The 12654-nt window shown below is 65.8% G+C and carries 12 protein-coding genes and 1 pseudogene; 5 read left to right on the top strand and 8 right to left on the bottom strand.

Annotated elements, in window-relative coordinates:
- Positions 1 to 351: 351 nt before the first annotated feature.
- Complete coding sequence (locus tag QX126_RS19275) at positions 352 to 765, bottom strand: DUF1801 domain-containing protein (protein WP_315782958.1); 414 nt, start codon at positions 763 to 765, stop codon at positions 352 to 354.
- A 112-nt stretch (positions 766 to 877) separates the two neighbouring features.
- Between QX126_RS19275 and QX126_RS19270 the strand changes: the two are divergent.
- Positions 878 to 1051 (top strand): annotated as a pseudogene (locus QX126_RS19270) (methyl-accepting chemotaxis protein); the annotation flags it as partial.
- A gap of 336 nt (positions 1052 to 1387) precedes the next feature.
- On the opposite strand, the gene QX126_RS19265 reads toward QX126_RS19270, so the two are convergent.
- From QX126_RS19265 to minC, 4 genes are read right to left on the bottom strand one after another with little or no spacing between them, the layout of a single operon-like run.
- Complete coding sequence (locus QX126_RS19265) at positions 1388 to 2161, bottom strand: thioesterase family protein (RefSeq protein ID WP_315736141.1); 774 nt, start codon at positions 2159 to 2161, stop codon at positions 1388 to 1390.
- A 21-nt stretch (positions 2162 to 2182) separates the two neighbouring features.
- A complete protein-coding gene (gene minE, locus QX126_RS19260; protein ID WP_315716282.1) occupies positions 2183 to 2458 on the bottom strand; it encodes a cell division topological specificity factor MinE in 276 nt (91 codons plus the stop codon).
- Entirely contained in the window at positions 2455 to 3270 is an 816-nt protein-coding gene (minD, locus tag QX126_RS19255) for a septum site-determining protein MinD (RefSeq protein ID WP_315736140.1), read from the bottom strand. Before minD ends, minE begins: the two co-directional genes overlap by 4 nt.
- A 20-nt stretch (positions 3271 to 3290) precedes the next feature.
- Entirely contained in the window at positions 3291 to 3980 is a 690-nt protein-coding gene (minC, locus tag QX126_RS19250; protein ID WP_409999111.1) for a septum site-determining protein MinC, read from the bottom strand.
- 524 nt (positions 3981 to 4504) lie between these two features.
- Between minC and QX126_RS19245 the strand changes: the two genes are divergently transcribed.
- The 4 genes from QX126_RS19245 (at position 4505) to QX126_RS19230 (ending at position 10244) form a co-directional block, all read left to right on the top strand.
- On the top strand, positions 4505 to 5140 hold the full coding sequence (locus tag QX126_RS19245; protein ID WP_315736138.1) for a hypothetical protein: 636 nt from the start codon (positions 4505 to 4507) through the stop codon (positions 5138 to 5140).
- A 45-nt stretch (positions 5141 to 5185) separates the two neighbouring features.
- A complete protein-coding gene (locus QX126_RS19240) occupies positions 5186 to 6796 on the top strand; it encodes an ABC transporter substrate-binding protein (protein WP_315782956.1) in 1611 nt (536 codons plus the stop codon).
- Between the two features lie 131 nt (positions 6797 to 6927).
- Entirely contained in the window at positions 6928 to 8460 is a 1533-nt protein-coding gene (locus QX126_RS19235; RefSeq protein ID WP_315772714.1) for an ABC transporter substrate-binding protein, read from the top strand.
- A gap of 212 nt (positions 8461 to 8672) precedes the next feature.
- A complete protein-coding gene (locus QX126_RS19230; RefSeq protein ID WP_315772712.1) occupies positions 8673 to 10244 on the top strand; it encodes an ABC transporter substrate-binding protein in 1572 nt (523 codons plus the stop codon).
- 81 nt (positions 10245 to 10325) lie between these two features.
- On the opposite strand, the gene QX126_RS19225 is transcribed toward QX126_RS19230, so the two are convergent.
- The 3 genes from QX126_RS19225 to QX126_RS19215 form a co-directional block, all read right to left on the bottom strand.
- Entirely contained in the window at positions 10326 to 11294 is a 969-nt protein-coding gene (locus QX126_RS19225; RefSeq protein ID WP_315772710.1) for a nitronate monooxygenase family protein, read from the bottom strand.
- A 141-nt stretch (positions 11295 to 11435) separates the two neighbouring features.
- On the bottom strand, positions 11436 to 12062 hold the full coding sequence (locus QX126_RS19220; protein ID WP_315772708.1) for a hypothetical protein: 627 nt from the start codon (positions 12060 to 12062) through the stop codon (positions 11436 to 11438).
- Positions 12062 to 12643, bottom strand: coding sequence for a YqaA family protein (locus QX126_RS19215; protein WP_315737020.1), 582 nt, complete (start codon positions 12641 to 12643; stop codon positions 12062 to 12064). Before QX126_RS19215 ends, QX126_RS19220 begins: the two co-directional genes overlap by 1 nt.
- Between the last annotated feature and the right edge of the window lie 11 nt (positions 12644 to 12654).

Raw genomic sequence — 12654 nt, 5'->3', positions numbered from 1 at the left:
CATCCCGGTCGGCCGCGTCAATGATCGCGCAGCGAACCCGGGAAGCGCGTGAGTCTGGACATCGTCGCCTCCTGCGTTGAAGTTGGGATGCGCTGAACTAGCGTGTTTCTCGGCAGAGCGCAACCATGGCTGCCGCCTCCTCCCAGCCCGATGCACACGGGTCATCGTTGCGAAAGGTTGTCGGCGACCGGCACCGCCGTCGCGGGCCCTCCCGAAACGACGAAGCGATCCAGGCCTTCCAGACAGATGATTCGACTTGGCCCTGGATTGCTTCGCTGCGCTCGCGACGACGTGGTGAGTGAGCAGCGACCTGGATCGTTGATACTGACTGCGCGGAGCGATGCACCAGCCCTAGCGCTTCCCCTTCGTCATGTTCAGCGCCACCGCGGCGCGGATCAGCGCCATGAACGCAGTCTCATCGATCACGTCGCCTTCATGAAGGTCGATGGCGCGGCGGGTGTTGCCGTCGAGGCTCGCGTTGAAGAGGCCGGAAGGGTCCGGCAGCGAGGCACCCTTGGCGAACGTCAGCTTCACCGCGGCCTTGTAGGTCTCGCCGGTGCAGACGATGCCGGCATGCGACCATACGGGAACGCCGCGCCACTTCCACTCCTCGACGATATCGGGATCGGCCTGTTTGATGAGATCGCGGACGTAGCTGAGCGTGACGCCGCGCCAATCCCCGAGCTCCTTGATCCGGGCGTCGATCAGCTCCGACGGAGACTGGTTCCCCTCGCCGACGCTCGTAGCCTTCGTTGGTTTCGCCATGACGCTTGTTCCCATCCACCTGCTTGTCGTTCCACCTGCGTGTAGTCCGCGTCGTAGTTATACGACCATCTTGGCCTGCTCAAGTTTAGAGCAATATTGAGAACTCCACGGCCAAGCGGCACAGTGCACCAACGAGGTGTCGTCCAACATCACCGAGGTGCAGCACGACGCCAGCGAAACCGGCTCGGCCTCGTCCCAGGTGCTGTCGGCGGCGCAGTCGCTGTCACAGGACAGCAACCGGCTGAAGCTGGAGGTGGGACGATTCTTGAACACGGTGCGGGCGGCGCAAGAGCGAAATCATTCGTCGTTGAACTCGTTCACTCGCGACAACGGCAGTGTGTTCCCTCTCCCGCTTGCGGGGGAGGGCTAGGGAGGGGGCCGCTCCAGCGGCGGTGTGCGTGGCGCCCCCTCTCCAACTCTCCCCCGCAAGCGGGGGGAGAGGGCGCAGCGGAGCTTGGCGCGGGGTTGATCGGTTCATCGGAAACGAAGCAGGCAACGGCCGATCACCGACCCAACTTAATAACACCTCGCCGCGGCGCGCCGTTGGAAACGAAGCAGCGCCGGTGCGGTGATCAGTTCGCCAACTCGCTGTGAACGCAATCCGGACGGCTGACCGCCCCCCTCACCGCTTCTCGATCACGAGGCTCTGCACCACGCGGCCGAAATAGCCCCTGACATCACCCAGCCGCGCCATCGCCAGCCCGGCGCCGTCCGGGCCGATCCAGCTTTCGGCGTCGAGCAGGATCCAGTCGCCGACCGGCTCGCGGGCCATGTTCACGGTGAGGTCGGCGTTGAGGAAGGTGTAGCTGTGGAAGTCGAGCGCAGCGGAGGTGCCGTTGCAGAAGTCGCTCGCGACCACGGCGCGCATCGCCTGCGACACGGCGTGGCCTTCGACCAGCGGCCAGTCGACGCGGTACCAGATCGCGCCGGGTCCCTTGACGCCGAACCGGCCGCGCGCGGCTCGCAGGGTCATGCCGCGCACAAACGGGCTGGTCGAGAAATCCGCGGGCTCCGGCAGCGCATCGTCAGGACCGACCAGATCGACCGGCAGCTCGCGGACATCGTCCGGAAGCGGCACGGCATCCTGCCTGATCTTGAGCACCGTCGCCGTGACCACCACCGTATCGCCGGCGCGCAGCCGCACCGCGCAGAGCTGGATTTTGCGGCCCTCGCGCAGCACCTCGGTCTCGATGAGGAGCTCTGCGAGCGGCACCGGGCGCATCAGGTCGATGGTGACGCGGGCGATGCGCATCGGCGACGTCGTCGGAATGCGCTCGGCAGCCCACACGGCCAGCGCCGACGGCGCAGACCCGTGTTGCATCGTCGGATCCCACGGTCCCGCAGCATCGGAGCTGACGGCGACCCGATTGTCCGCGATGCGGAAGATCGGCCGCATCAGCGCGCGCCTCGCCACGTCTCAGCCGGCGCTGGCAAAGGCGCGGTCGGCGCCATTGGGCAGTTCGATGTCGACCTCGAGCGTCGAGACATGCTTTCCCCGATCCATGCGAACGATGACCTTGTCCGGATCGAGTACCACATGGCGCGAAACCACGGCGAGGATTTCCTCGCGCAGCTGCATCAGGAGATCGGGCTGTCCGCGCAGGCTGCGCTCATGCGCGAGCAGGATCTGCAGCCGCTCCCGCGCGACAGGCGCGGAGGCCGCACGCCCCGTAAAGAGCCGCAGCACGCTCATGCAGCCCTCCGTCCCAAGAGCAGGTTCATCAGGCCCTTGCGCTCGGTCGGGATCTGCATCTCGACCTCCTCGCCGAGGAGGCGGCGCATCGCATCGTGATAGGCGCGCGCGGGGGCGCTCGCGGGGCTGTTGAGCGTCACGGGACAGCCGACGTTGGAAGCGCGCAGCACGTCCTGGCTCTCCGGCACGATGCCGAGCAGCGGCGTCGCGAGAATCTCCAGCACATCCTCGATCGACAGCATCTCGCCGCGCGCGGCGCGGCCGGCATCATAGCGCGTGATGAGAATGTGCTTCTCGACGCGCTCGCCGTTCTCGGCGCGCACCGTCTTGGAATCGAGCATGCCGATGATGCGGTCGGAATCGCGCACCGACGACACCTCCGGATTGGTGACGATGACCGCCTCGTCGGCATAGCGCATCGCCAGCATGGCGCCGCGCTCGATGCCGGCCGGGCTGTCGCAGATCACCCAGTCGAACGTCTTGCGCAATTCGGCGATGACGCGGCCGACGCCGTCCTCGGTGAGCGCGTCCTTGTCCTTGGTCTGCGAGGCCGGCAGCAGCCACAGATTTTCCAGCCGCTTGTCGCGGATCAAGGCTTGCGGCAGCTTGGCGACGCCGTGCACGACGTTGATGAGATCGAACACGACGCGGCGCTCGGCGCCCATGACCAGATCGAGATTGCGCAGGCCGACGTCGAAATCGACGACGACGACCTTCTCGCCGGCCTGCGCCAGCGCCGCGCCCATCGCCGCCGTCGTGGTGGTCTTGCCGACGCCACCCTTGCCCGACGTCACTACGAGTACTTTCGACATGTCACGAATCCTCCTGCTACTCAGTTCAATGCAACGATCTTCATGGAATGACCTTCGAGCCGCGCCTGCGCGGCCCGGCCGCGCAACGCGGCGTCGATCTGCTCGGCCGTCTGGTAGTAGCCGTCGATCGCGACCAGCTCGGCCTCGATCTTCTGGCAGTAGATGCGCGCCGCCGCGTTGCCGTTGATGCCGGCCATCGCGCGGCCGCGCAGCGCGCCATAGACGTGGATCGAGCCGCCGGCGACGATCTCGGCGCCCGACGACACCGCGCCGAGCACGGTGACGTCGCCGTCGGGAAACACGATCGACTGGCCGGAGCGCACGGGCTGGTCGAGCAAGAGCGATGTCGGCTGCTGCAGCTGTGGCTTCTCCGGCTCGATCTCCTGCACGGCGCAATGACGGCCGCCGGACAACAAGGGGGGCATGCCGAGCGACAGCCGGCCCTGCTCGACGCCTTCGAGCCCGAGCACGCGGATGTTGCGCGACTCGATGCTCTTGATGAGGTGCGTGATGGCGAGCGGGCTCAGATCCACCGCGGAGAGATCGAGCACGATCGGCTTGCCGACGAAGAAGCCGGGCGAGCCCGCGAGCGTTGCATCGAGCTCGCTGAGCCAGTCGGCAATCGGCACCACCGGCGAAAACACGAAGGCTACGTAGGAGCGCCCGCGCAGACGAATAACAGGACGCACCGTTTCAGCGCTGGCACTCATGACCATCCGACCCAACCTTCTTAGTGATTGGTTAACTGTCGGCGCCAGATGGTTAACGGATGGTTAAATCGACGCTAAGCCGCTCAAAAATCGACAGCGGCCCGCCCGACATAGTTCGATGATGATCGAATCAAGGCGCAATCTTGGCATCAATGAGACGCAATTCATGAGCATCTGCGTCAAGACCTATCATGCCTCATTTTAATCACATCATGATGATAACTTTAACGTACATATAATTCGGAACCGACGACTTTAGGAGGTTCCGATCGATTGACACTCGTCAGGGGGCGGGGCATGGGATCGATAGAGGCGCCCAAGGCACGGCAAACGTGCCACGGCGCCTTGCAGGAAGGGACCGCTGGCGTGCGATCGTTGATCGACGCGAAACGTCTGATTCTGCGAGTGATTCCGTGTGGACTGAAGTGGCAGACCAGCTCCCGCTCTTCGTTTGAAACTAGCTCTCATACGAACCGTGGCAGAAGCGTATCAGTTTCCGGAATCGAGCGTCAGAGGAGTAGCGTATGAGTTCGTTGAGTGAACAGAATCCGATGAACCCGCAGGACCCGCTGCACTACGCACCGCGGTGGCTGCGCGAACGTCCGGAAGCCGCGCGTCTATCTCTCGTCGGTGACAATGCCAAGGCAGCGGAGGCGGCCGAGCGTCCCGCTTCGGGACAGCAAGGACCGCTCGATGCTCGCCTGGAGACCGCCGTGTTCGAATCCCTTCGTCAGTCGCTGAATCCGCAGGTCATGCGCGAGCCGCCGGATCTGGAGCGCGAGCGCGACCGCCGCTCGGTCGTGTTCAAGGTGGCTGGCCGCTTCGCCGCCGCAACCGGCGTCGCCGCCGTCGTCGCGCTGTTCTTCGTCAACATCGTGCCGGTGTGGCGCCAGCCCGACGCGAGCTCGTCCTTCGTCGCCGCCGTGCAGTCGATGAAGACGCTGCCGCCGGTCGCCGCCGACGTGCAGGACGCCAAGGCGGACCAGACCAGTGCGCTGCCGGAGCGGGTCGAGCCGCAGGCTCCCGCGCTGTCGCAGTTCAAGTCGCTGCTCGCGGACGCTCCGGCGCCGACGGCAGAGGCCGACACTCCCGAAAAGCCCATGCTGCAGCAGTTCATGCAGTGGAACCAGAAGACGGGTCAGATGGAGCGGGTTCGCTAAACCCTCTACACGACTGATCCGACTTCCAACACATCACAGGCGACGATGATCGACGTCCTACCGCAGAAAGCGGCAGCACGCCGTCCGCTGGCTCATGCCCGTGTGGCAGCCATCCTGCTCGCGTCCCTCGTGGCCGGCGAGGCCGTTGCTGCGCCCGGCGAGAATGTGAGCGTGGCGCGCCAGCTCGGCGGCCGTGTCGGCCCGATCATTGGCGCCGCGCTCGCGTGCCGCGACATCGCCCGGCCGCGCATCCAGGCCATCATCGAGAAATTCCAGCTCGTCATCCGCGAGGCCGCCTCCAGCGAGGCCGACCGTGACGAGCTGACGCGCCTGCTCGACCGCTACGTGGCCGAAGGTCGCGGCCTCGTCACGTCAGGCCGGATGGATTGCGGCGGCGCCGATCGGCAGCTTGCCGATCTCGAACGATCCATCGCCGCGCCGCCTCCGGCGCGCGCGAACCTGCCCGCCGTGAGCATCGGACCTGCGACCGCGCAGGCCGCGACCGTACCGGCGCAACTGCTGCCGCCGGCCGGCAACGTGCGCGGAGTGACGCAGAGCGAGATCAAGCTCGGCATGGTCATTCCCTACAGCGGACCGGTGAAGGAGAGCGGGCGGCTGCTCAAGATCGGCGTCGAGGCGGCGTTCAATCGCGCCAACGAGGCCGGCGGCGTCAACGGCCGCATGCTGAAGCTCGTCACCGCCGATGACGGTTACGATCCCGCGCGCACGCTGGATGCGATGAAGCTGCTCTACGAGAAGGAGCAGGTGTTCGGCTATATCAGCAATTTCGGCTCGGCCACCGCCGCGGTCGCCATCCCCTACGCGCTCGAGCGCCGCACGCTGTTCTTCGCGCCCTATACCGGCGCCAACGTCGTGCGCCACGATCCGCCCGACCGCTACGTCTTCAACTACCGGCCGAGCTATGCCGAGGAGACCGACGCGCTGGTCCACTATCTCGTGAAGATGCGAAGGCTGCATCCGCGCCAGATCGTCGTGTTCGCGCAGAACGACGCGTTCGGCGACGCGGGCTTCGCCGGCGTGGCCAAGGCGTTCCGCACGCTCGGCGCCAGCGACAATTCGATCGTGCGGGTCAACTACCCGCGCAACACGGTCGAGGTCGACGACGCCATCAATCAGTTGAAGCTGCTGAAGATCCCGGTCAAGGCGGTGGTGATGCTGGCGACGACGCGCGCCGCGGCCAAATTCATCGAGAAGGCCCAAGGCGTATTTCCGGGCGTCATCTTCGCCAACATCTCCGCGGTCGCGGGCTCGGCGCTCGCCAGCGAGCTGATGCTGCTCGGACCGCGCTACGCCGAGGGCGTGATCGTCAGCCAGACCGTGCCCGGCGTCTCCGGCTATTCGAGCCTGGTGCTCGAATACAAGAACGCACTTGCGAAATACGCCCCGGGCGAGCCGGCCGACTACACCTCGCTCGAGGGCTACATCGCCGCGAGCATCCTGATCGAGGGACTGAAGCGCGCCGGTCCGAACTTCGATACCGAGCAACTGGTCGAAACGCTCGAGAACATGCGCAACATCGATCTCGGCCTCGGCACGCAGCTCGGCTTCGGCCGCGCCGAACACCAGGCTTCGCACAAGATCTGGGGCACAGCGCTGGACGACAGCGGCATCTATCAACCCGTCGAACTTGAATAGGATACCGCTAGAGGCAAGACAGCCTCAACTACCACGACAAAAGAGCGACAGTGAAACCCGACATTAATTCGAAATGCCACGAATAGTAGAACGAAGAGGGTTGGAAACAAGCTGAGCAGGTGGAAGGTTCGATGGCCGTGCGTTGGTCCGCGTTGATCATCGGGAGTGTTTTCGCAGCTCCCTTGAGCCCCGCTTTGGCGGCGGCTCCCGACGTCGTCCGGGAGCTTGGCGGCCGGGTTGGGCCGATCGTGGGACAGGCGTCCGCCTGCCCGGACATCGCGCAGGGCCGGGTCCAGAGCATCGTCGACAAATTCCGCGAAGCCATCCGCCAGGCGACGAGCAATGACGGCGAGCGCGATCAGCTGACCCGCAGCTTCAATGGCTATATCGCCGAGGGCCGTAGTCGTACGGGCGCCTCGCAGGCGACCTGCGCCGCCGCGGAGCGGCAACTGACAGAGCTCGAACGCTCGCTCGGCCAGCCGGCTGCGGCGACGGCCCCGATCACACCCGTCAAGGCCGAAGCGACGACTGGCGCCGTCACCGCGGGCCCCGTGCGCGGCATCACCGACCGTGAGATCCGCTTCGGCATGGTCCTGCCGTTCTCCGGCATCCGCAAGGAGACCGGGCGTCAGATGCGCCAGGGCATCGAGGCCGCGTTCGCACGCACCAACGATGCCGGCGGCGTCAACGGGCGCATGCTCCGTCTCGTGGCGGCCGACGACGGCTACGATCCGAACCGCACGCTGGCGGCAATGACGCAACTCTACGACAAGGAGCAGGTGTTCGGCTTCATCGGCAACGTCGGCACCGCCAACTCGCAGGCGGCGATCCCCTATGCGCTGGAGCGGCGCACGCTGTTCTTTGCGCCGAACACCGGCGCAGCAGTGGTGCGACGCGATCCGCCGGATCGCTACGTCTTCAACTATCGGGCGAGCTACGCCGAGGAGACGGCCGCGCTGGTGCGCTACCTGATCAAGATGAAGCGCGTCTCGCCCAAGCAGATCGCCGTGTTCACCCAGCAGGACCCATTCGGCGACGACGGCTTTGCCGGTGTCGCGAAGGCCTACCGACAGTTGAACCTCGGCGAGGCCGTGACGCGCATCAACTATCCGCGCGCGACGATGGACGTGGAAGAGGCGGTCAATCAGGTCAAGGCGCACAAGCCGGGACTCAAGGCGGTCATCATGGTGGCGACCGATCGCGCCGCCGCGAAATTCATCGAGAAGACGCGCGACGCGGTGCCGGGCCTGATCTACGCCAACGTGTCCGCCGTCGGCTCGACCTCGCTCGCGACCGAGCTGAAGCTGCTCGGTCCGCGCTTCACCAACGGCGTCATCGTCACTCAGGGCGTGCCGGCGGTTTCGGGCTATTCGAGCCTCGTGCTCGACTACAAGAACGCCCTGGCCAAATACGCGCCTGGCGAGGCGCCGGACTACACGTCTCTCGAAGGCTATATCGCGGCGACGATTTTGATCCAGGCGCTGAAGCAGACCAGCCCGCTCGACACCGAGCGCCTGGTCGACACGCTCGAATCGATGCGCAGCCTCGATCTCGGCCTCGGCACGACGCTCGCATTTGGACGCGCGGAGCACCAGGCCTCACACAAGATCTGGGGCACCGCCCTCGACGAAACCGGCACGTATCAGGCAATCGAACTTGAGTAGAATTAGCTTCGAAGGGGAAGAACTGGTGAAGACGTTTCGTTAGCAGGTCCTAAAGTATGATCGGAAAAAGGCGTGTCGGGTTACCGAAATGGTCATGCTCTTAGGAAAGGCTGGTCTGTGCATGGTGACGGTCTTATGTCTTCTCCGTCGCAGACACGGCGTCAATTCACCAGGCGGAAGACCTGGATGGGGTCCAAAGTGGGATAGTGGCAATGAACTTTCGTTGTAGCGTGTTCTTGGTTGCGGCATTGCTCGCAACGCCCGCCAGCGCGGCGGGCACCAATGCGGATGTGGTGCGTAATCTTGCGAGCCGGGTCGGGCCGATCGTGGGAGCAGCATCCGCCTGTCAGGCGATCGACCAGGGCCGCGTTCAGGCCATTGTCGACAAGTTTCGCGAGGTGATCCGGGAGGCCTCCACCGGCGGCTCGGATCGTGACGAGCTCACCCGCGTCTTCAACGGCTACGTCGCCGATGGACGCAACCGCGTGGGGGCGGCGCAGACCGACTGTAACGCCGCGGGCCGCCAGCTCGCCGAGCTCGAGCGCTCGCTCGGGCAGAGCGCGCCGAGCCAGACCGCCACCAGCCTCGCCGGGGTGATCGCCCCGTCCGCGGCCGTGGCTGCGACGGCACCGACCGCGACGCTGCCGCCAGCGTCCACCACCAACGTGCAGGGCGTCACCGCCAACGAGATCCGCTTCGGCATCGCCGCTCCGTTCTCGGGCGCTGCCAAGGAACTCGGCCGGCAGATGAAGATGGGCATCGAGGCCGCCTTCAACCGCGCCAACGACACCGGCGGCATCGCCGGGCGCTCGTTGCGGCTCTATTCGGCCGACGACGGCTACGAGCCGTCGCGGACGCTGGACGCGATGAAGCAGCTCTACGAGAAGGACAAGGTGTTCGGCTTCGTCGGCAATGTCGGCACCCCGACCTCTGCCGTGGCGATGCCCTACGCCCTGCAGCGCCGCGTGCTGTTCTACGGCGCGTTCACCGGCGCCAACCTCCTGCGCAACGATCCGCCGGATCGCTACGTGTTCAACTATCGCGCCAGCTACGCCGAAGAGACCGACACCGTCGTTCGCTATCTGGTCAAGCTGCGCCGCCTGCCGGCCAAGGACATCGCCGTGTTCGCGCAGCAGGACGCCTATGGTGACGCCGGCTTCTCCGGTGTGGCCAAGGCCTTCCGCTCGCTCGGCCTTGCCGACACGGCCATCTTGCGCCTCAACTACAAGCGCAACACGGTCGACGTCGACGACGCGGTCAACCAGCTGCGGGCATTGAAGAACCCGCCCAAGGCGATCGTCATGGTCGCAACCTATCGCGCAGCCGCGAAGTTCATCGAGAAGACGCGCGATCTGTTCCCGCACATGATCTACACCAACGTCTCCTTCGTCGGCTCGACCGAGCTCTCGGACGAGCTGATGCTGCTCGGTCCTCGCTATGCCAGCGGCGTCATCGTCACCCAGGTGGTGCCGGCCGTCGGCGGCTATTCGAGCGCCGTGCTCGAGTACAAGAGCGCGCTCGAGAAGTACTTCCCGGGCGAGGCACCGTCCTACGTGTCGTTCGAAGGCTACGTCTCGGCCAACGTGCTGGTCCAGGCGCTGCGCCGGGTCGGCCCGCAGCTCGACACCGAGGCGCTGATCGACACGCTGGAAAACATGCGCGACATCGATCTCGGTCTTGGCGCCAAGCTCGGCTTCGGCCGCGCCGAGCACCAGGCCTCGCACAAGATCTGGGGCACGGCGCTCGACGAGCGCGGCAAGTTCCAGGCGATCGAGCTGGAATAGCCCGTCCGCTTGTTGCGGCCGCAACAAAAAAGCGCGACAGCCCTGGCTGCCGCGCTTTTCTTTTGTCCGTCGCGGAGCCGCTTAGAGCGGCGGATCGATCGCCTCGTCATATTCCTTCTTGAAGCGCGCGATCAGCTCGGCGGCGGGCAGCACGTCCTTGATGGCGCCGATGCCCTGCCCCGAGCCCCAGATCTCCTTCCACGCCTTCGGCTTGGCGCGCTCGCCCGAAGCATCGGTGCCGAAGCTCATCTTCGACGGATCAGAGGTCGGGAGATTGTCCGGATCGAGGCCGGCTGCGACGATCGACGGCTTCAGGTAGTTGCCGTGCACGCCGGTGAACAGGTTCGAATAGACGATGTCGTCGGCGCCCGAGCTGGTGATCATCTGCTTGTAGCCTTCGACCGCATTCGCCTCCTTGGTGGCGATGAAGGCCGAGCCGATATAGGCGAAGTCGGCGCCGAGCACGCGCGCGGCACGGATGGCGCGGCCGTTCCCGATCGCGCCCGACAGAGCGATCGGGCCATCGAACCAGCTCCGCGTCTCCGCCACGAAGGCAAACGGCGAGATCGTGCCGGCATGTCCACCGGCGCCCGCCGCGACCAGGATCAAGCCGTCGGCGCCCTTCTCGATCGCCTTGTGCGCGAAGGTCTGGTTGATGACGTCGTGGAAGACGATGCCGCCCCAGCCGTGCGCCGCCTGGTTCAGCTCCTCGCGCGCGCCGAGCGAGGTGATCATCATCGGCACCTTGTACTTCTCGCACAGCGCGAGATCCTGCTCGAGCCGGTTGTTGGAGCGATGCACGATCTGGTTGACGGCGAACGGCGCCGACGGGCGTTCCGGATGCGCGCGATCATAGGCGGCGAGCTCCTCGGTGATGCGCGCCAGCCATTCGTCGAGCAGCGCGGCCGGCCGCGCGTTGAGCGCCGGAAACGAACCGACCACGCCGGCCTTGCACTGCGCGATCACCAGGTCGGGCACGGAGATGATGAACAGCGGCGAGCCGATCACCGGGATCGACAGGCGGCCCTTGAACAAGGCGGGCATGGACATGGATGGGAATTCCTCTTCGTGAAATGCGGAAACGCTCGTGATCGCGAGCATGCCCGACATCATGCCGTGATGGCAATTCGCTCGCAGAGGGACCGGAAAAGCCCGATCAGGGTCTTGCGTTGAGGCGCTGGCGTGCCGGCGTCATTGGCAGAGCGCCGAGGTCACGTAGGTGTCGGTGCGGCAATCGCCCGGCTTGCGCTGGCGACCGGGGATCAGCACCCTCGCCGAGCAGGTCTCCGCGGAATCGGTGTTGAGGCTCTTGCCTTCCTTGTAACCCTTGCCCTGGCACAGCCTGTCGGCGCCGAGCTTGCAATCCGGCGTGGCGTTGGCGGCGATCGGACAGACGATGCGGCCGGAGATCATGGTCGACGGCTTGGCCAGCCGCGAGAGCGTGTCACTGGTCTCCTTCAGCACACTCGGTGCAGCGTCGCCGCCGTTCGGGGCAGCCGGCCGGTCGGCCTGCCGCGGCGGGCCTGCGGGAGCGCCGGCCGTCTCGCCTTCGTTCGCGGGCGGCTCCGGCGTGGCCTCCGGACGCTTCAGCGGAATGATCGCCATCTTCTCGAACAGCTTGCCGAACTCCTCCACCAGACCCGGACTGGAGGACGGCGGTGCCGGCTGGACGGCAGGCGCCTGCTGCGGCGGCTGTTGCGGCGCTTCTCGCAGCCCCAAGGAAGGCGTCGTTTGCGCCCATGCCGCGGCGGCAGAGAGAACCGAGACGACGACGAGCAGCGCCGCCGCTGCCCCCGGCCCCGGGCGCAGCGGCCGCATCAGATCAGCTTCACGGCGACGACGAAGCCGGCCACCAGCACGGCCGCGCCGATCGCCACCCACAGGCCGAGATGCTTCTCGATGCGCACCCTGATCCATTCGCCATAGCGGTTGAGCAATATCGCGGCGATGAAGAAGCGGCCGCCGCGCGCGATGATCGAGCAGACGATGAACAGAAACAGATTATAGCCGGCGAAGCCCGACGTGATCGTGACCAGCTTGTAGGGGATCGGCGTCAATCCCTTCACCAGAATGATGACGGCGCCCCACTCGGCATAGGAGGCACGGAACGCCTCGACCTTGTCGCCGAGGCCGTAGAGCTGGATCAGCCAATGGCCGAGCGAGTCGTAGAGCAGCGCGCCGATGGCGTAGCCGACCAAGCCGCCCGCCACCGACGCCGCGGTGCAGACGCCGGCGAACAGCCAGGCCCGCTGCGGCTTCGCCAGCGACATCGGGATCAGCATCACATCCGGCGGCACCGGAAAGAACGAGCTTTCAGCGAAGGCAACCGCGGCCATGATCCACATGGCATGCGGCTTGTGGGCGGCGTCGATACACCAGTCGTAGATCCGTCTGAGCATGGTGGCGATGA

The sequence above is a fragment of the Bradyrhizobium sp. SZCCHNPS1003 genome, assembly GCF_032381555.1.
GTDB lineage: Bacteria > Pseudomonadota > Alphaproteobacteria > Rhizobiales > Xanthobacteraceae > Bradyrhizobium.
Note: the sequence above shows the minus strand (reverse complement) of the source record. Positions and strands in the feature narration are given on the sequence as shown.